General features: G+C 60.6%; 16 protein-coding genes and 2 pseudogenes. 10 read left to right on the top strand and 8 right to left on the bottom strand.

Annotated features, from left to right (window positions below; all coding sequences use genetic code 11):
- Positions 1-229 precede the first annotated feature (229 nt).
- The 3 genes from AC1D2Q_RS28935 to AC1D2Q_RS28945 all read left to right on the top strand — a co-directional run bounded on the left by AC1D2Q_RS28935 (position 230) and on the right by AC1D2Q_RS28945 (position 2,268).
- Positions 230-1,117 (top strand): universal stress protein, encoded by an 888-nt coding sequence (locus tag AC1D2Q_RS28935; RefSeq protein WP_477815464.1) that lies wholly within the window; start codon positions 230-232, stop codon positions 1,115-1,117.
- 65 nt (positions 1,118-1,182) lie between these two features.
- A complete protein-coding gene (locus AC1D2Q_RS28940) occupies positions 1,183-1,863 on the top strand; it encodes a phosphoribosyltransferase (protein WP_477815465.1) in 681 nt (226 codons plus the stop codon).
- 75 nt (positions 1,864-1,938) lie between these two features.
- Positions 1,939-2,268 carry a hypothetical protein gene (locus AC1D2Q_RS28945; RefSeq protein ID WP_477815466.1) on the top strand — a complete coding sequence of 110 codons (330 nt, stop codon included), beginning with the start codon at positions 1,939-1,941 and terminating at the stop codon, positions 2,266-2,268.
- Positions 2,269-2,387: 119 nt separating this feature from the next.
- On the opposite strand, the gene AC1D2Q_RS28950 is transcribed toward AC1D2Q_RS28945, so the two are convergent.
- Positions 2,388-3,068: a glutathione S-transferase family protein gene (locus AC1D2Q_RS28950; RefSeq protein ID WP_477815467.1), complete on the bottom strand. Its 681-nt coding sequence runs from the start codon at positions 3,066-3,068 to the stop codon at positions 2,388-2,390.
- Positions 3,069-3,353: 285 nt separating this feature from the next.
- Between AC1D2Q_RS28950 and AC1D2Q_RS28955 the strand changes: the two genes are divergently transcribed.
- The gene (locus tag AC1D2Q_RS28955; RefSeq protein WP_477815468.1) at positions 3,354-4,274 is read left to right on the top strand and encodes an alpha/beta fold hydrolase; all 921 of its coding nucleotides are present in this window, start codon (positions 3,354-3,356) and stop codon (positions 4,272-4,274) included.
- On the opposite strand, the gene AC1D2Q_RS28960 is transcribed toward AC1D2Q_RS28955, so the two are convergent.
- The 4 genes from AC1D2Q_RS28960 to AC1D2Q_RS28975 are packed head-to-tail and all read right to left on the bottom strand — an operon-like array spanning position 4,251 to position 8,867.
- Positions 4,251-4,715, bottom strand: a complete 465-nt coding sequence (locus AC1D2Q_RS28960; RefSeq protein WP_018928998.1) for a response regulator — start codon at positions 4,713-4,715, stop codon at positions 4,251-4,253. The genes AC1D2Q_RS28955 and AC1D2Q_RS28960 overlap by 24 nt on opposite strands.
- Complete coding sequence (locus tag AC1D2Q_RS28965) at positions 4,712-7,039, bottom strand: ATP-binding protein (protein ID WP_477815469.1); 2,328 nt, start codon at positions 7,037-7,039, stop codon at positions 4,712-4,714. Before AC1D2Q_RS28965 ends, AC1D2Q_RS28960 begins: the two co-directional genes overlap by 4 nt.
- Positions 7,036-7,686 carry a response regulator gene (locus AC1D2Q_RS28970; RefSeq protein WP_477815470.1) on the bottom strand — a complete coding sequence of 217 codons (651 nt, stop codon included), beginning with the start codon at positions 7,684-7,686 and terminating at the stop codon, positions 7,036-7,038. The genes AC1D2Q_RS28965 and AC1D2Q_RS28970 overlap by 4 nt, the downstream gene beginning before the upstream one ends.
- Positions 7,683-8,867 carry a sensor histidine kinase gene (locus AC1D2Q_RS28975; protein ID WP_477815471.1) on the bottom strand — a complete coding sequence of 395 codons (1,185 nt, stop codon included), beginning with the start codon at positions 8,865-8,867 and terminating at the stop codon, positions 7,683-7,685. Before AC1D2Q_RS28975 ends, AC1D2Q_RS28970 begins: the two co-directional genes overlap by 4 nt.
- A 170-nt stretch (positions 8,868-9,037) precedes the next feature.
- Between AC1D2Q_RS28975 and AC1D2Q_RS28980 the strand changes: the two genes are divergently transcribed.
- Entirely contained in the window at positions 9,038-9,562 is a 525-nt protein-coding gene (locus AC1D2Q_RS28980; protein ID WP_477815472.1) for an SgcJ/EcaC family oxidoreductase, read from the top strand.
- A 58-nt stretch (positions 9,563-9,620) separates the two neighbouring features.
- Here the strand turns inward: AC1D2Q_RS28980 and AC1D2Q_RS28985 are convergent, their stop codons facing one another.
- Positions 9,621-10,547: a bifunctional 5,10-methylenetetrahydrofolate dehydrogenase/5,10-methenyltetrahydrofolate cyclohydrolase gene (locus tag AC1D2Q_RS28985; protein ID WP_477815473.1), complete on the bottom strand. Its 927-nt coding sequence runs from the start codon at positions 10,545-10,547 to the stop codon at positions 9,621-9,623.
- A 528-nt stretch (positions 10,548-11,075) separates the two neighbouring features.
- On the opposite strand from AC1D2Q_RS28985, the gene nirB reads away from it, so the two are divergent.
- From nirB to AC1D2Q_RS29010, 5 genes and pseudogenes are all read left to right on the top strand, one after another.
- A complete protein-coding gene (gene nirB, locus AC1D2Q_RS28990) occupies positions 11,076-13,637 on the top strand; it encodes a nitrite reductase large subunit NirB (protein WP_477815474.1) in 2,562 nt (853 codons plus the stop codon).
- On the top strand, positions 13,637-14,023 hold the full coding sequence (gene nirD, locus AC1D2Q_RS28995) for a nitrite reductase small subunit NirD (RefSeq protein WP_477815475.1): 387 nt from the start codon (positions 13,637-13,639) through the stop codon (positions 14,021-14,023). The genes nirB and nirD overlap by 1 nt, the downstream gene beginning before the upstream one ends.
- Positions 14,024-14,054: 31 nt before the next feature.
- Entirely contained in the window at positions 14,055-14,495 is a 441-nt protein-coding gene (locus tag AC1D2Q_RS29000) for a CBS domain-containing protein (protein ID WP_028940686.1), read from the top strand.
- A 130-nt stretch (positions 14,496-14,625) separates the two neighbouring features.
- Positions 14,626-15,381, top strand: a pseudogene (locus tag AC1D2Q_RS29005) (MCP four helix bundle domain-containing protein); the annotation flags it as partial.
- A gap of 132 nt (positions 15,382-15,513) precedes the next feature.
- Positions 15,514-16,239: a methyl-accepting chemotaxis protein gene (locus tag AC1D2Q_RS29010; protein WP_419554982.1), complete on the top strand. Its 726-nt coding sequence runs from the start codon at positions 15,514-15,516 to the stop codon at positions 16,237-16,239.
- A gap of 30 nt (positions 16,240-16,269) precedes the next feature.
- Here AC1D2Q_RS29010 and AC1D2Q_RS29015 read toward each other — a convergent pair whose 3' ends face one another.
- The gene (locus tag AC1D2Q_RS29015; RefSeq protein WP_477815476.1) at positions 16,270-17,043 is read right to left on the bottom strand and encodes an L-iditol 2-dehydrogenase; all 774 of its coding nucleotides are present in this window, start codon (positions 17,041-17,043) and stop codon (positions 16,270-16,272) included.
- Between the two features lie 99 nt (positions 17,044-17,142).
- Positions 17,143-17,368: pseudogene (locus tag AC1D2Q_RS29020) on the bottom strand (IS110 family transposase); the annotation flags it as partial.

A 17,368-nucleotide genomic window follows, 5' to 3' on the forward strand; every position in this document is an offset into this window, starting at 1 on the left:
CTTGGGACTGGGTGACCCATTTTCGAGTCACATACAAACCCCCTCGCCACACGAGCCCGGCACCAGATGCACAACACCGTTGTGAACTATTCTTTCCCAAGTGGGCACCTTCAATGACGCCCACAGGGGATTGATATAAATCAAGGCCCAAGAGACTTTAAGGGGGGAGTCTGGGCTGAAGCCGGGTTGTTGGCCTGGCGAAAACACCATCGCTGTCCGGAGTCAGATCATGAGCCAGTATCAACGGTTATTACTGATCATCAACCCGCTCCTGCGCCAGTCTCCCGCGCTCAACCATGCCGCAGCCGTGGCCAAGGCCAGTGGGGCGAGTTTGCATATTGCTGCGCTGATCCCCTCGTTGGACATTCTGTCGTTGCTCGAAGAAGGCGACCGGAAAGTGGCTCGGGCGAGCTACCTGCAGGAACACCGCGACTGGCTCAAGGAACAGGCGGAAAAAATGCAGGGCAGGGGGATCGAGGTGACAACCGAGGTCGCCTGGGCCGACAACATGCGCCAGGACATCCTTGATCACGTCACGGAAATGCACCCCGATCTGTTGATCAAGCAAGTCCAGCATGAGCCCGTGCTCAAGCGCGCGTTCTTTACGCCGCTGGACTGGCGTTTGTTGCGCCATTGTCCGGTGCCAGTCTATCTGGTGGGTGCCGAAAGCCATGCCTTGCCGCAGAAAGTGGTGGCCGCGGTTGATGTTGTCGATACCGAGCCTTCGAACAGCGAACTCAATGATCGGATCATCCTGCAGGCGTCTGCCCTTGCGCTGCAATGCAATGCCGAGTTGCATCTGCTGTTCGCGTGTGACATTCCGGCCGCTTTTCTGGCGGATCTGGGCGGTGGCCTGACGCTATCGGAGCTTACCCGGGAATTGCGCAAGGACCTGGAAACCTCATTCCTCAAGTTGGCCGCCCGGTTCGGCGTGCCCCCTGAATGCCGGCATTTCATCACGGGGCATCCGGTGTCGGCGCTGAGTGAGTTCGCCCACGAACACCAGATAGATGTGATCGTGATGGGTAGAACGCAATACGGCAGCCTGGAGAAGCTGCTCGGCAGCACGACCGAACATATTCTGTATCAGGTGCCTTGCAGCGTTTTGGCGGTGTAGTCGCGAGTATCTTCGGCGAAATTGACTTGCCCGTTTTGGGGCTCCCGCCCCAGGGAGGTTTTCAGATGAATCACAGTCCTTCATTGCAAACCATCTTGCATGACCGGGTTGATGCTGGCCGAAGCCTGGTGGAACCGTTGCTTAAATACGCTAAAAGAGCCGATGTCATCGTCCTCGCCTTGCCCCGTGGCGGCGTGCCGGTCGCCTATGAAGTGGCCACGGCCCTGGAGGTTCGCCTCGACCTGATGCTGGTTCGCAAGCTGGGCGTGCCGTCCCACCAGGAATTCGCCATGGGCGCTATCGCCAGCGGTGGCATTCAAATCGTCAATGACGATGCGCTGCGGGCTAACGGCATCGACCAGCGTACGCTCGACGCTGTGGTGGCGAAGGAAACGCAGGAAATGTTGCGTCGCGAGCAGCTATTCCGGGCATCCCGCGAGCCTTTGGCACTCAAGGATCAGGTGGTGATTCTGATCGACGACGGCCTGGCGACAGGGGCCACGATGATGGCCGCGATACAGGCCGTGCGCCTGCAAGCACCATCACGCATCGTCGTTGCCGTGCCGGTGGCCCCCATGGAAACGGCAGAGGCGCTGCGTGACGAAGTGGACGAGCTGATTTGCCCGCTCACCCCTGATTGGCTGGTATCGATCGGCCATTGGTATACGGACTTTACTCAGACGTCGGACCAGGAAGTCATCGATCTTTTGCATCGGGCCTGGCAAAGAGAATCAACCATGAAATGAGGCAAACTGCTGGCCCCCAAATCTTCGGTTCGTTGTCAAACTCGCTTTCTTTTCAGCAGGTTAGGCATTGGCGATATGCGAACTTTGGTATGGATGACTGCAGCGTTTGCCCTGGTGGCTATCTCGTTTGGAGCCCAGGCAAAGGAACTGAGCAAGAACTCTCGCTATGTATGCAGCTGGGGCTCGGAAATAGCCGAGGGCGCGCAAGCCTCGAAACTTTCCGGGCTTACGCTTTACGGAGCACGCAAGAAGCTGCAATCGCGCAAGTTTCCCCGGCCGTGGATGCGCATGACGGCCATGGGCATCACGGAGCAAACCTATAACAGCCCTTCACATCTCAAGCCTGCCGGCATCAAGCAAACGTATTACGAGCAATGCATCCGGCATGAGTTGGCGCAACGGTAAACCGCCGGTCGCAGGGGCAGTTCCTACGACCCCCATCCCTCCCGCACAGCCTTGCGAATCCCTCCAGCAACATCGCAAACGCCGGGTTGTCTACAGATCGCATTGCGGCCAATGACTGGTCATGCATTATCCGGCGCCTCACGAAACCGTTGTGCAAGGCGATCCGCAAACGGATAAAACGAAAACCAGGGCCTGGCTTCGTCGATCACCTGCAGGAATGACGGTCGCTGTATCAACCGGTCGAAATAGGCGCTCAAGTGCTGGTAGTCCTCGGGGAACGGCACCAGTGTGCAGGCATAGAACAGCGCCGGGGCGGCGGCACAATCGGCCAGGCTAAAGTCCGGGCTGGCCACCCAGATTCTGGACGCCATCCGGCGCTCGAGCATGCTGTACGCCGTCGCAAGCGCGGCCCGTTCCCTGGTCAAATCACCGTTGGTCGCGTGTAGTCGATCACTGACAATCCGTTGGACCGGTGTTTGTAGATAATTGTCGAAAAACCGGTCCCATAAGCGCACCTCCAGCGCGGTCTCCCAATCATCCGGAACCAGGCGCTGTTCACCTGGATACAGGCGATCCAGGTACTCGATGATGACGCTGGACTCCGGCAGGTTACGTTGACGAGCATGATCGCGAAGTACCGGGAATTTTCCGATTGGCCACAATGCCTGAAGCTCTGTGCGGTCGACGGCGTCCGTGAGATCGATGATTCTTCTGTCGAACCCGATGCCGTTTTCGTAGAGCGCGATGAGCACTTTGTGGCAGTACGACGACAGCGGGTGGTAGTAAAGCGTCAGCGACATTTTTCAACTCCTTGTTGGGCAGATGAAAAGGGTGGGGCAATCAACAAGCATAGGCTGATGCCGGCGAAGCGTCTGGGCAGACACTTTCGAGCTTGTGAGCTTGCACACGGAAGAATTCCTGCTTAACTGGAAACCGCTGGTCGGGTTGTGACTCATTGGTCATGGCGTTCATCTCAGCGCCCTTGTACCGTTGTCGCTGGTTTGTGCTGTCAGGCTTGCCCGGAGGAAGCCGGACGGTCGATCACGCTCTGTGTCTGGTCCAATTTGTTCAAGGAATAGAATGAAATGATGCCGAAAACTGCCATCGTCGAGATTGGTAAGAAGTACAAGGTTTATACCGAGCACTATCTCAACGCCGCTGCTGACAAGACGATCATTCTGGTCAATGGCTCGCTGGCAACGACCGCATCCTTTGCGCAAACGGTGCGTTACCTGCGGCCACGCTTCAATGTGGTCCTCTACGATCAGCCCTACGCCGGTCAATCGAAACAACACAACCTGCATGACCAGCCGATCCGCAAGGAAGACGAGGCTGCAATCCTGCTGGAGTTGATCGAGCACTTTCGCGCCCAGCACGTGCTGTCCTTTTCTTGGGGCGGTGCGGCGACCTTGGTAGCGCTGGCCCAGCGGCCGCGCCTGATCGAAAAGGCGGTGATCAGTTCATTCGCCGCGCGGATCAACACGCCGATGCGTGAGTATCTGGAGAGCGGGCGGCACTTTCTCCATGCCTGCGATCGGCGCAATGTCGGGCGTTTGATCAACAGCACGATCGGCAAGCATCTGCCGTCGCTGTTCAAACGTTTCAATGAACGCCATGTCAGCAGCCTGGACGAACACGAATACCGGCAGATGCATTTTCACGTCAATGAAGTGTTGACCCAGGACACTCACTGCTACGTGTCCTGTGCCGATGCCATCGAAGTCCCGCTGCTGTTTATCAACGGTGAATGGGATGAGTACACCTCGGTGGAAGACGCGCGTCTGTTTGCGGCGCACACCCCCAAGGCTCAGTTTCAGACCATCGAGAACACCGGGCATTTCCTCGACATGGAACACCCCACGGCCTGGCATGACACGCAGCGGGCCTTGCTGGGCTTTCTGCAGCCGCCAGCCGTGAGGACGCCGAGCCAGCCACGCAACCTGGCTTTCAGCGGCAAATCGTCAGTGATTCCGCCCCTGCAATCAGCTAACTGGTTGCGGCCTTAACTGACGCAGCAACTCGATTTGATCCGCAGGGACCAGCGTGCGCAGGGCTTTATACAGTGCGCGGGTCTCTAGCAGGTTCCAGACCCGCAGCATGGTTTCCAGGGCGTCCAATGGCTTGCTGATGAAGTCTTTGGCGCCCAGGGCCAGCGCGCGCAGGCGGGTATCGCGGGTGGCGTCGGCGGTGAGCACGAGGATCGGCAGGTATTCGCCGGCTGGAATGCGCCGGTTGAGCTGTTCGAGCACGGCAAAGCCGTCGAACTCCGGCATGTGCAGGTCGAGAATCACCAGGTCCGGCTCGAAGCTGTTGAACAGGTCCAGGGTTCGCAGCGGCTGGGTGCTGCTCAGTACATTGGTCAGGCCTTCGCGGACCAGCAACTGCTCCATCAAATCGAGGTTGGGTCGTTGGTCGTCGATGATCAGAATACGCAGGTCGGTGTTCACACGGGCTCCGGTAGGTGCTGGTCAAGGTGGGCGAGGAATGAAGGAATATGAATCGGCTTGGTCAGCACCGCGGTCGCTCCTGCTTCCAGCAAGGCCTGGTGCGTGCGGTCGCTGGCATCGGCGGTAATCATCAGCACGGGCGTGGCGCGGGTGCTGGAGGACAGACGCAAGCGCTGCAGAACGTTGAAACCATCAAGATCCGGCAGTGCCACATCCAGCAAAATCAGCTGCGGCGCATGTTGCCGGGCCAGGTCCAGGCCCATTTGCCCCTGCATGCTTGAGAGCAACTGGATGTGTGGCCGTCGTTGCAGCAGGGTTTCGATCAGGGCCAGGCTCGACAGATTGTCTTCGATGCACAGCACTTTGCCCTGGTAATCGGGGGCGGCGAGGGCGGGCGTTGCGGTTGGCGGGCTGATCAGTGCCGCAGGTGGTTCAGTGGTTGACGGCAATCGCTCGAAGGGCAGTTCCAGGGTGAAACTGGAGCCGTTGCCGGGCTGGCTTTTGCCGGTCAGGCTGCCGTTCATCATTTCCAGCAGACTCTTGCTCAACGCCAGGCCGAGGCCCGTGCCTTCCACGTTCGGGTCGGTCTCCAGGCGCTCGAACGGCTTGAACAGTTGGTCCTGCCGATCAGCTGCAATGCCCTTGCCGGTATCGCAGACCGATACCGCAATTCGTTGTTGATGAACCCTGACTTCAATGTGCACCTGACCCTGGGGTCGGTTGTATTTGATCGCGTTGGACAACAGGTTCAGCAGCACCTGAACCAGCCGTTGCCGATCGGCGACAATCCCGCTGTCGGCGGCCAGCATCGGCAGTTCGACCAGTTGAATGCCGGCGTCGCAGGCCATGGGCGACACCAGCGTCAGGGCTTCTTGCAGCACCACCGCCAGGGGCACGGCTTCAACGTTGAGTGGCAGCCGCCCGGCTTCGATCTTGGCGATGTCCAGCACTTCGTTGATCAGGGTCAGCAGGTGTTGCCCGGCCCGCAGGATGTGACCGATCTGCGCCCGCTGCCCTTTGGGCGAATCCATATCCAGCAGTTGCGCGAAGCCGAGAATCGAGTTGAGCGGGGTACGCAGTTCGTGGCTCATGCGCGACAGAAACTCGCTTTTGGCGCGGCTGGCGCGCTCCGCTTCTTCCCGCGCAGTACTTAGCGCGATCTCGGCAACACGGCGATCGGTGATGTCGCGGGTGATCTTGGAGAACCCGCGCAGGGCGCCACTGCTGTCGTACTGCGCGGTAATCACCACACTGGCCCAGAAGCGGCTGCCATCCTTGCGGCAACGCCAGGCCTCTTCCATGTAATGACCATTGCGTGTGGCCTCGCGCAGCGCCATGTCGGGATGCTGCGGACATTCTTGCGGCAGATAAAACACCGAGAAATGCTGGCCGACGATCTCCTGTTCGGTATAGCCCTTGATTCGTTCGGCGCCGGCATTCCAACTGGTGACGAAGCCGCGTGTGTCGAGGGCGAAAATACCGTAGTCCTTCACCCCGTCGATGATCAGCCGCAAGCGTTCTTCGTTGTCGCGCAAGGCTCGTTCACGTTCGGCCAGTAACAGCCCGGCCTCGACCAGGCGCGTGCCCAATTGACCGATCTCATCGTTCTCCGGCGGTTGCGGTAATAACGGCTGACCGAGTGCCAGCCGTTGGGCGTTGCCCTGAACCTGCTGCACCCGGGCGACGATGCCTTTGGACAGAAACAGCACCGCGACAATGGCGCCGAACAACCCGCAAACGGCGGCCAACAAGGTGGAGAACAACAGGCGCTGTCGAGTGGAGGCCGCCGCTGCGGTGCGCTCGGCCAGCAGGGTGTCCTCAAGCGTGCGCATGGCGCTGATGCGTTCGCGTAGTTCGTCGAGGACATGTTTGTTGTTGATCAGGATCGTGGTGATCGACTCTGGGGTTGCGTTGCGATCATCGAGCAGTTCAACCAGACCTTCGACCTTGGTGTCGATCAGCGGCGTGATCGCCTCCAGATGTTTGCGCACCCGCTGATCGCGAACGTTGCGGTCGAGTCGTTGCAGGGCCGATTCGATCAAGGGCTTGGCTTGCCGGTAACCCGGCAGGAAATCCTCGCGATGGGTCAGCAGGTAGCCGCGCACGCTGGCGGCGGCCTCGGCGAGCAGGGTGTGCACCGCCTGAATATCGCCTTGCACCAGCAGCACGCGGCGCACGTCTTCTTCCGCGCGCGCGGTCTGCCGTTCGGTGGTGTAGATCAGCACCAGCGAGAGCAACAGAATCACCAACGGCAGGGAAATCACCACGAGGGCTTTGCCGCGTAACGGCAGGTCGGCCCAGCGGCGGGCGTTTGACGCTTTCATGACTGGCTCACCAGACCCAGCGCAATGCCACGCACAGCGGCCTGGGTGCGGTCGGCGGCGCCGAGTTTGCCGATGACCCGTTCCACGTGGGCTTTGGCCGTGCCGGTGGTGATGCCGAGTTTTGCGCCGATTTCACGGTTGCTCATGCCGCTGGCCACCAGCCCCAGCACCTGGCGTTCCCGTGGGGTCAGGGTTACGGGGGCGGCGCCGCTGGCGTTGCGCTCGGTCAGACGGCGCAGCAACTGCGCGCTGACTGAACTGTTGAGGGCCTGCTCGCCGGCGGCGACACGTTGCAAGGCGTCGATCACTTCATTACGGCTGGCATCCTTGAGCAGATAGCCCACAGCGCCGGCGTTCATGGCGGCTTCAAGGTGATCGGGGCTGTCGTCCATGGTGAACATCATCACTTTCAGGCTCGGCAGGCGCTCTTGAAGCAGGCGTGCCGCGCCCAGCCCGTTGAGCACCGGCATGCGGATGTCGAGAATGACGATGTCGGGCAAAAGGCGTTCACATAAGTCCAGTGCTTGCTGGCCATTGCACGCCTGGCCGACCACTTCGAATTGCGTCAGGCCGGCGAGCAACGAGACGAAGCCGGTGCGCGTGACTTCATGATCGTCCGCGACCACCAGTCGTATAGCGTCAGTCATTGAGGGGTTCCATTCAGGCCAGAGGGGACGGTGGCGCGCAGTTGAGTTCCGCCGTGCGCATGGCTGATGCAGGTGAATTCGCCGCCCAGCAGGCTCGCGCGTTCCTGCATCGCGGCAAGCCCCAGGTGCCGGGCACCGCAGGTGTCGAGGGGTTGTTCCATGGCAAAGCCCTGGCCGTTATCGTCCACCCGCAGCGAGGCTTGTCCTTCATGCAGTTGCAGCGCCAGCACGACGTGGCTGGCCTGCGCATGTTTGAGAATATTGTTGATGCCTTCCTGGGCGATCCTGAACAGGGCGATCTCCACCTGGCTGGGCAAACGTGCTTCGCAACGCGCATTCCAGTTCACTTTGATCCCCGCCTCGCGCAGGCGATCGGCCTCTTTGTCGACCGCTTTCAGCAAGCCAAAGTCGTCGAGCACCGTCGGACGCAGGCCACGGATCAATTGCCGGCCTTCACCGACGCAATGCTGGGCCAGTGCAAGAATCGTCTGTAAGTCCGCACCAAGTTCATCGGGCAATGGCGGGCAGCGACCGGCAAAACCTTGCAGGCGCTGATGCAGCCCGGCGAGGGTTTGTGCCAGGCCGTCGTGCAGGTCGTAGGCCATGCGTTTGCGTTCGTCTTCCTGTGCCCGGAACAGTCTATGGACCAGATCGGACATGGTGCGCTCGCGGGTCACTAATGCGTCGAGCAAGCGCTGGTTTTCCAGGTGGGCGGCCAGCAGGGTGGCGAGCAATTGCAGGGATTCGAGGTCTTCGGTGTCCGGTGCACTGATGCTGACGCTGTTGGCCAGCACCAACGCACCGAAGGCGGCACCATCGCCACCGCGTAAAGGCACCCGCAACACATTAGGCAGATCCGCGCTCGGCTGCTCCTGCCATTGCGGTGCGCACATCGTGGTGTCGGCGAGGTGTTCGAGGCTGTGCAAACGATCACTGCTGCCTTGACTGGCGGTGGTTCTGACCTGCGCATCCATGTCCCATTCCAGCAGTAGGGCATGGTCCATCGCCAGGAAGGCGCAGGCCCGTTGCAACACCCGTTGGCGCATGGCCTCGGGAGCCAGTTGGGTCAGCTCCTGGCCGGTATCCACCAGCAACCGCAGCCGCGCGGCGCGACTTTGCGACTGCCGATATTGAGTGCGAATGGCCAGGGCGCTACCGGGGTCATGATCAGGGTTTTGCATGGGCAGGTTCCGGCGCGGGCACGCCCGTTCGGGCAGGGGCGTCATTAAACCTTGTTAGCGGGGCAGGGCGCTATCTGCCGAATGGCATAGGCAAATGGCTCCGGTTGGCCGATGGCGGGTCGCGTTCCGGGCGGCACAGTGCGCCCATCGACCATCATTGGAATAGCGCAATGAAATTCAAGACCTCAACCATCGCCCTGTTGTTCGCCCTGACCCTGACCGCCCCGTTGGCTCAGGCATTGGAAGCGGTGCCTTACGTTTACAGCAGCGTGGCGCAGCAACCGACCAACGCGAAGGATCGTGAAATCGCCGCCCTGTTTGACCATTGGAACAGCGCGTTGAAGAGTGGCAATGTTCAGAGCGTGGTCGACCTGTATGCGCCGAACGCGGTGCTGCAACCGACGGTTTCCAATCAGGTGCGCACCACGCCGGCACAGATCAAGGACTACTTCGATCACTTCATGGCGCTCAAGCCGGTGGGCTTGATCAACTTCCGTGAGATTCGCCCATTAGGCGCCAACGTGGCCATGGACAGTGGCGTCTACACCTTTACGTTGACCGAAGCCGATGGCAAGACCCGCCAGGTGCAGGCGCGCTACACCTTCGTTTATGAGCAGGTGGGCGGACAGTGGAAGATTCTCAACCACCACTCTTCGGCGATGCCGCAAACGCAGGTGTTGCACGCGGGGAAATAAACAAGAGGATGTGCAAAACCGACACGGCCCACACTCAGGTGGGCCGTGTGCGTTGTGCTCAGTTCAACGCCAGGTCGTCTTCGGGCTGCTGCCCGCGAGCCTGTGCCGCGCGTTGCAACCGGCTGGCGATCAACGTGTTCTTCAACAGATAGGCGATGGTCATCGGCCCGACGCCACCGGGAACCGGGGTGATCGCGCTGGCGACGGTGCGGGCGCTGGCGTAGTCGACATCGCCCACCAAACGGTTGCCGGACTCGTCTGTGATGCGGTTGATGCCGACATCGATCACCACCGCACCGGGTTTGAGCCAACTGGCGTCGATCAACGCTGGCCGGCCCACCGCCGCGACCACGATATCCGCCAGGCGACACAGCGCCGGGGCATCGACGCTGCGCGAGTGCACCACGCTGACCGAGCAGTTGGCTTGCAGCAGCAAGGTCGCCATCGGCTTGCCGACAATGTTCGAACGGCCGATGACCACCGCGTGCAAACCACTCAAGTCATCACCGCAGGTTTCGTGCAACAGACGCATACAGCCGCTGGGCGTGCACGGAGTCAGCACTTCGATGCCTTGTACCAGCCCGCCAACGTTTTCCCGATGAAAACCGTCCACGTCCTTGATCGGGTCGATGGCATGAATCACGGCCTGTTCATCGATAGGAGCCGGCAAGGGCAGTTGCACCAGGATGCCGTTTACCGTGGGGTCGGCGTTGAGTTGTGCAATCAGCTCCAGAACCTGGGTCTGGCTGGCGGTTTCCGGCAGACGGTATTCAAGAGAGCGGATACCAACTTCCTTGGCGCGCAGCAGTTTATTGCGCACATACACATGGCTGGCCGGGTCGTCGCCGACCAACAGGACCGCCAGAGCGGGGTAGATCTGTTGGCCGGCCAGGGCCAGAACTTCTTCCCGGACCTCGTCGAGGACCTTGGCAGAGATGGCTTTGCCGTCGATATCGCGGGCAAATGTGGGGGTGCTGCTGATCAAGAGAGTCACCGTTGTCTTGATTGAATGGGGGTGAAGTGATCATCGCGGCGTCTTCGCGCGCCGATGATCCATCAGAGACATGCAGGCAAGGGGGCTCAGGCTATCAGGTGAGGGCAGGCCAATACCACCGCAACACCGGAAGATCAGACGCGCAAACGCACTTTTATGAAGCTCGTCGCGCATGGCCTGCACTATGCCAAGGCAAAAACCGAATCATCCGATCTTCGATCACCCTGAAGGGAAACCACGTCAAACCCCGATAAGACCTCACTGAAACGGCGTTTCGAAAACGTCGATCCGCAACTGGCACAATCGCTGCATTACATCGATCAAAGGTCCACGCAGTGGGCCGCCCCGTCGATCAACGAAGATCGACCGGCCGAGCAGGTCGTGGGCAACATCGGTGGATCAGGCGAAGGCGCCAGGTCGAACACCGCGAAGAACAGGCAAAGACGCCTGAAACCGAGAGGTTTCAGGCGTTTTTTTTTTGCTTTTTTAACCGTGATTGGCTTTGGCTGGGTGCTTACTATGAATTCCAATGTTGCCGCATTGAACAAACTGCAAACGCTGATCGTGATCGGCAATGGCATGGTCGGACATCATTGTGTCGAGCAGCTCATCGAGCGCGGCGCCCTCGACCACTACCGGCTGCATGTCTTCAGCGAAGAGCCGATGCGTGCCTACGACCGTGTGCATCTGTCCGAGTATTTCGGCGGTCGCGATGCCGAGTCGCTGGCCCTGGGCGAAGCCTCCCTGTATCAGACACCGGGCGTCACCTTGCATCTGGGCGTGCCGGTACTGGAAATCGACCGCGCCCGGCGCCAGGTGATCACCGCACAAGGTTGTGTCGCTTACGACAAACTGATTCTCGCGACTGGCTCCTATCCCTTCGTGCCGCCCATCGAAGGCGCCGAAGGCGACTCGCGCCTGGTGTATCGCACCCTTGAAGACCTCGATGCGATTCGTGCGGCGGCGGCCAATGCCCGGCGTGGCGTGGTGGTCGGCGGTGGCCTGCTCGGTCTGGAAGCCGCCAATGCCCTGAAAAGCCTGGGCCTGGAAGCCCATGTGGTGGAATTCGCCCCGCGCCTGATGCCGGTGCAACTGGACGAGCAGGGCGGCCTGGCGCTGAAGGCGCAAATCGAGCGGCTCGGCGTGGGTGTGCACTTGTCCCGTGGCACGCAGTCGATCAGTGCCGGCGAGCAGTACCGCTACCGGATGAACTTTGCCACCGACGAATTTCTCGAAGCCGACCTGATCGTGTTCTCCGCCGGCATCCGCGCGCAAGACGCGCTGGCCCGCCAATGCGCGCTGGACATCGGTCCGCGTGGTGGTGTGGTGATCGACGACCAGTGCCTGACCAGCGATCCGCACATCTACGCCATCGGCGAGTGTGCCGCCTGGAATGGCAGCCTCTTCGGCCTGGTCGCCCCCGGTTACCAGATGGCCCGTGGCGTCGCGTCGCTGCTGTGCGATCAAGCCGCCGAGCCGTTCCAGGGCGCCGACATGTCGACCAAGCTCAAACTGCTCGGTGTTGACGTTGGTTCCATCGGTGACGCTCACGCCCAGACACCGGGTGCGCGCAGTTATCAGTTCATCGATGAAGCGACGGCCAGCTACCGCCGCCTGGTGGTGGATGCCGACAGCAAGCGTGTGCTCGGTGCGGTGTTGGTCGGCGACAACAGCTATTACGACACCTTGCTGCAATACATGCAGAACGGCATTGCCTTGCCGTCGGAACCGGCCAGCCTGATTCTGCCATCGTCCGCCGGCGCACCAACCCTGGGCCCGGGCGCGTTGCCCGAGTCGGCAACGGTGTGCTCGTGCCACAACGTCACCAAGGGCTCGATCTGCTCGGCCATCGACGGCGGCTGCACCGACCTGGGCCTGCTCAAGTCGCAGACCAAGGCTTGCACCGGTTGCGGCGGTTGCGCGGGGCTGCTCAAGCAAGTCTTCGAGCATGAACTGATTGCCCGTGGCGTCAGTGTCGACAAGAGCCTGTGCGAACACTTCGCCTACACCCGCCAAGAGCTTTATGCGCTGGTGCGGGTAGAAGGGGTGATCACTTTCGAAGAACTGCTGGCCAAGCACGGCCGCGGACACACCGGTTGCGACGTGTGCAAACCTGCAGTGGGCTCGATCCTCGCCTCGTGCTGGAACCAGCCGATCATGGACGCCTCGCTGGTGCCGTTGCAGGACACCAACGATACCTTCATGGCCAACATGCAGAAGAACGGCACCTATTCGGTCGTGCCGCGCATTGCTGGTGGTGAGATCACTGCCGACAAACTGATCGCGATCGGCGTGGTGGCGAAGAAATACGACCTCTACACCAAGATCACTGGCGGCCAGCGCATCGACCTGTTCGGCGCGCAGTTGCATCAGTTGCCGGACATTTGGTCCGAGCTGATCGAGGCCGGCTTCGAAACCGGGCACGCCTACGGCAAATCGACCCGTACCGTGAAGTCTTGCGTGGGCAGCACCTGGTGCCGTTACGGCGTGCAGGACAGCGTGAAAATGGCCCTTACCCTCGAAGATCGCTACAAAGGCCTGCGTTCGCCGCACAAGCTCAAGTTCGCCGTTTCTGGCTGCACCCGTGAATGTGCCGAGGCGCAGAGCAAAGACGTGGGCGTGATCGCCACCGAGAACGGCTGGAACCTCTATGTGGCCGGCAACGGCGGCATGCGCCCGCGCCATGCCGAGCTGTTCGCCACTGACTTGGACGATGCAACCCTGATCCGTTACATCGACCGCTTCCTGATGTTCTACATCCGCACCGCCGATAAATTGCAACGCACCTCGGTCTGGCGCGAAAGCCTGGAGGGCGGCCTGGATTACCTCAAGGACGTGATCATCAACGACAGCCTGGGGCTTGGTGAAGAGCTCGAATCGCAGATGCAACTGGTGGTCAACCGCTACGAATGCGAATGGGCCAATGCCCTCAAAGACCCGGAAAAACTCAAGCGCTTCCGCACCTTCGTCAACGATCAGCGCCCGGATCCGGACATCCATTTTGTTCAGGAGCGCGGTCAACGCCGGCCGATCATGGCCGCCGAACTCAACCTTATCCCTGTCACCGAGGAGAATGCCTGATGAGCCAGTCCAATACCCAGCGTGTCGATGCCCTTGCCACCGCGGCCAATGGCCAAGCCTGGCAGGCGGTGTGCAGCCAACAGGATCTGGTCAGCAACTCCGGCGTTGTCGTCTGGCTCGACGGCGCCCAGGTGGCGCTGTTCTACCTGCCACAAGCCGAAGGCCGCACCCTCTACGCCATCGATAACCATGATCCGCAATCCGGCGCGAACGTGATTGGCCGCGGCTTGATCGGCAGTCTCAAGGGTGATCTGGTGGTGGCGTCGCCGATCTACAAGCAGCATTTCCGTCTTGAAGACGGCAGCTGCCTGGAGTACCCGGAGCAGCGCCTGCGGGTGTGGCCGGTGCGCTTGAACGCCGGCGTCGTGGAAGTCGCGGCGGCTTGAGCGCCGCGCTGAACCGTATCGGAGAACGTTGATGAAAACAGCCGCACAGTTGCTGAAACTGAAGGTCGTGCAAAACCAGCAGGTGCACAGCATCGCACCGGACCAAATGGTCCTCGACGCCCTGAAAATGATGGCCGAGAAGAACGTCGGCGCGCTGCCCGTGATCGAAGCAGGGCAGGTGGTCGGCGTGATCAGCGAGCGCGACTATGCGCGTAAGGTAGTGCTACAGGGGCGTTCTTCGGTCGGCACGCCGGTGCGCGAGATCATGAGCGCGCCGGTGGTGACCGCCGACAGCCTGCAGAGTATCGAACGCTGCATGGAGGTCATGACCGACAGCCATTTGCGCCATCTGCCGGTGCTGGAGGGGGGCGAATTGATCGGGCTGCTGTCGATCGGTGATCTGGTCAAGGAAGCCATCGTCGAGCAGGCCGATTTGATTCGGCAACTTGAGCACTACATTCGCGGGCATTGAGCCCGCGCATACCGTAGGTCGCAAAAATCGGCTTGCGTGGAAATAAACCTAAGTAACCGGTTGGAACAGTCGATAACCCCAACAGTAGGCAATTAGCCGACCACGCACCTGCCGACAGGGGAACCATCGAGTGTCCATAAAATTACGTTTGATCTTGTTGATCGGCACTGGCTTGCTCACCGCCCTGATCGTGAGTCTGGTCAGCTATGTGGGCAATACCCGGATGTCTGAAGCGGTGAGTGACAACGAGGTCAGCATGACCGCGCTGCGCAACCACCTCGAAGCCGACATGATGCACGATGCACTGCGCGCCGATGTGCTGTCGGCGATGCTGGTTGGGTTGGGCAAGAGCCCCAGCAGCAAGGCTGAGGTGCGCAGTTCACTCAATGAGCATGCCGCGCATTTTCGCGAGATGCTCGGTGACAACCTCAAGCTGCCGGTCAACGACACCCTCAAGGCCGCGCTGGACAAGATCAAGCCAAGCCTCGATACGTACATCAGTGCCGCCGAGCGCATTGTCGGGCTGGCGCTGGATGATCCGGATTCCGCGCAACAGCAACTGGGCACGTTCAATAACGCGTTCAGCCAACTGGAAAACCAGATGGCCACCCTCAGTGAGCTGATCGAAACCAACACCCAACAGACCAGCACGGGCACTCGGCAAACCATCAGCAGTGCCAACTTCACCCTCGGCACCGTACTCATTGCCAGCTTGTTGCTGCTGCTCGCCCTGGGACGCTCGGTCATCCTGAGCATCATGGGGCCGTTGCAAACCGCCAGCCGGATTGCCGACAGCATCGCCCATGGCAACCTGAGCGAGCCTATCGTCGAACCCACCCGCAAGGACGAAGCCAGCACCTTGATTCGCAGCCTGGCGACCATGCAGCGTGACCTGCGCGGCATGATCGAAGTGGTTCGCAGCAACGCCCACGGCGTGAGTGGCATGAGCCAGCAATTGAGCAGCGGTTGCCATCAGGTCGCGGGCAGCAGCCAGCAGCAAAGCGTTGCCGCCAGCACCATGGCCGCGGCGGCCAGCGAAATGACCGCGAGCATCGAAGAAATCACCCGGCATGCCGAGCGTGCGCTGAACATGGCCAATCAGGCCGAGGAACTGGCCAAGGACGGCGGTCGGGTGATTCATCAAGTGGTCAGCGACATGGACGGGATTGCCCGTTCGGCGCAGCAGTCGGCCCAGGTGATCCGCACCCTGGACAAGGAGTCCGAGGGGATTTTCAGCATCATTCAGGTGATCAAGGGCATCGCCGATCAAACCAACCTGTTGGCGCTTAACGCCGCCATCGAGGCCGCCCGTGCCGGTGAGCAGGGCCGTGGTTTCGCCGTCGTCGCCGATGAAGTACGCAGCCTGGCGGGCCGCACCAGCGCCTCGACGCAGGAAATCGCTGCCATGGTCGCGCGCATCCAGCAAAGCACCCGTGAAGCCGTCAGCAGCATGGAGGCGGGCGTCGCACAGGTCGACAAGGGCATGGCGGTGACCGCCGACGTCGAGCGCGCCATCCGCGAAATCCTCCAGGCCACGCTCAGTACCACAGAGCTGGTCAATGACATCAGCCGCACGATCGGCGAGCAGAGCCTGGCCAGTAACGAAATCGCACATCAGGTGGAAATGATTGCCGGCATGTCCGAAGGCAACAGCAAGGTCATCAATCAGACCGCCTCGACCACCGATGAACTGTCCAGCCTGGCCGGACAGCTCTCGCAGTCGGTGGATCGGTTTCGCCTTTGAGGCATTGGCTGGCCCTGTAATCGGGGCCAGTCAGCTCATCCAGTTACCGCCATCGACGTTATAGGTCTGCGCCACGATGTAATCGCTTTCGGCCGATGCCAGGAAAATCGCCATGCCGACAAGGTCATCCGCCGTGCCCATGCGCCCGTACGGGACTTCCTCACCCGCCAGCCTTTTCTTTTCCCCGAGCGGCCGGTTTTCATAGCGGGCAAACAGCGCATCGACGCCGTCCCAATGCTCGCCGTCCACCACCCCCGGCGCGATGGCGTTCACGTTGATGTGATGGGGAATGAGATTGAGACCGGCCGATTGCGTGAGGCTGATCACCGCCGCTTTGGTCGCGCAATACACCGTGACCAGCGCTTCACCGCGCCGACCGGCCTGGCTGGCCATATTGATGATCTTGCCGCCGTGACCCTGGCGGATCATCTGCTTGGCCGCGGCCTGCAGTGTGAACAGGGTGCCGGAAACGTTGATCGAGAACAGCCGATCGTAGCTGTCCCGGGAAATCTCTGTAATGGGTGCGAGATCAAACAGCGCCGCGTTGTTGATCAGGATGTCGAGCTTGCCAGCGGTGGCGATCACCGTGGCGATGGCAGCGTCGATGGATTGCTGATTGGTCACGTCCATCTCGACCGCATAGGCATTGGGGCCCAACTCTGCCGCGGTGGCTTGCGCGCGTTCCAGGTTGATGTCGGCGATCGCGACCTTGGCGCCTTCGCGGATATAGGCTTGCGCGAACGTCCTGCCTATTCCTCTGGCGGAACCGGTAATCAGGGCGCTTTTTCCTTCCAGACGTTTCATTGTTTCCATCCAATCGTTAGAGCTAAAGAATTGCCCAATCGAGGGCATCAAAACCAGTCGTTAGTCTGCGAAGAACCCCTGTAGATACTCTGTTCACGGTCAAGCTTTTAGCAGATGTTTTTCGCTGAAAAGCTTGGCCGTATCGAAATCCTCTCCAGCGCGTATGCAGGCCCACAAACCTGTCAGGTATTTGCGCATAACCGCACAGATGGCCTGCATTTTTCGTTTTCCGCGACCGACTAGCACGTCGTAAAAAGCCTTCACATAAGGATCGCAGCGGATCGCTGACATGGCAGGCATGAACATCGCCGAGCGCAGGTAGGCG

Source organism: Pseudomonas sp. P1_A1 (assembly GCF_056406935.1).

Coding starts and splice junctions, on each gene's coding strand:
- AC1D2Q_RS28935 (WP_477815464.1), top strand. CDS start 230: ATGAGCCAGTATCAACGGTTATTACTGATCATCAACCCGCTCCTGCGC.
- AC1D2Q_RS28940 (WP_477815465.1), top strand. CDS start 1,183: ATGAATCACAGTCCTTCATTGCAAACCATCTTGCATGACCGGGTTGAT.
- AC1D2Q_RS28945 (WP_477815466.1), top strand. CDS start 1,939: ATGCGAACTTTGGTATGGATGACTGCAGCGTTTGCCCTGGTGGCTATC.
- AC1D2Q_RS28950 (WP_477815467.1), bottom strand. CDS start 3,068: ATGTCGCTGACGCTTTACTACCACCCGCTGTCGTCGTACTGCCACAAA.
- AC1D2Q_RS28955 (WP_477815468.1), top strand. CDS start 3,354: ATGATGCCGAAAACTGCCATCGTCGAGATTGGTAAGAAGTACAAGGTT.
- AC1D2Q_RS28965 (WP_477815469.1), bottom strand. CDS start 7,039: ATGAAAGCGTCAAACGCCCGCCGCTGGGCCGACCTGCCGTTACGCGGC.
- AC1D2Q_RS28970 (WP_477815470.1), bottom strand. CDS start 7,686: ATGACTGACGCTATACGACTGGTGGTCGCGGACGATCATGAAGTCACG.
- AC1D2Q_RS28975 (WP_477815471.1), bottom strand. CDS start 8,867: ATGCAAAACCCTGATCATGACCCCGGTAGCGCCCTGGCCATTCGCACT.
- AC1D2Q_RS28980 (WP_477815472.1), top strand. CDS start 9,038: ATGAAATTCAAGACCTCAACCATCGCCCTGTTGTTCGCCCTGACCCTG.
- nirB (WP_477815474.1), top strand. CDS start 11,076: ATGAATTCCAATGTTGCCGCATTGAACAAACTGCAAACGCTGATCGTG.
- nirD (WP_477815475.1), top strand. CDS start 13,637: ATGAGCCAGTCCAATACCCAGCGTGTCGATGCCCTTGCCACCGCGGCC.
- AC1D2Q_RS29000 (WP_028940686.1), top strand. CDS start 14,055: ATGAAAACAGCCGCACAGTTGCTGAAACTGAAGGTCGTGCAAAACCAG.
- AC1D2Q_RS29010 (WP_419554982.1), top strand. CDS start 15,514: ATGGCCGCGGCGGCCAGCGAAATGACCGCGAGCATCGAAGAAATCACC.
- AC1D2Q_RS29015 (WP_477815476.1), bottom strand. CDS start 17,043: ATGAAACGTCTGGAAGGAAAAAGCGCCCTGATTACCGGTTCCGCCAGA.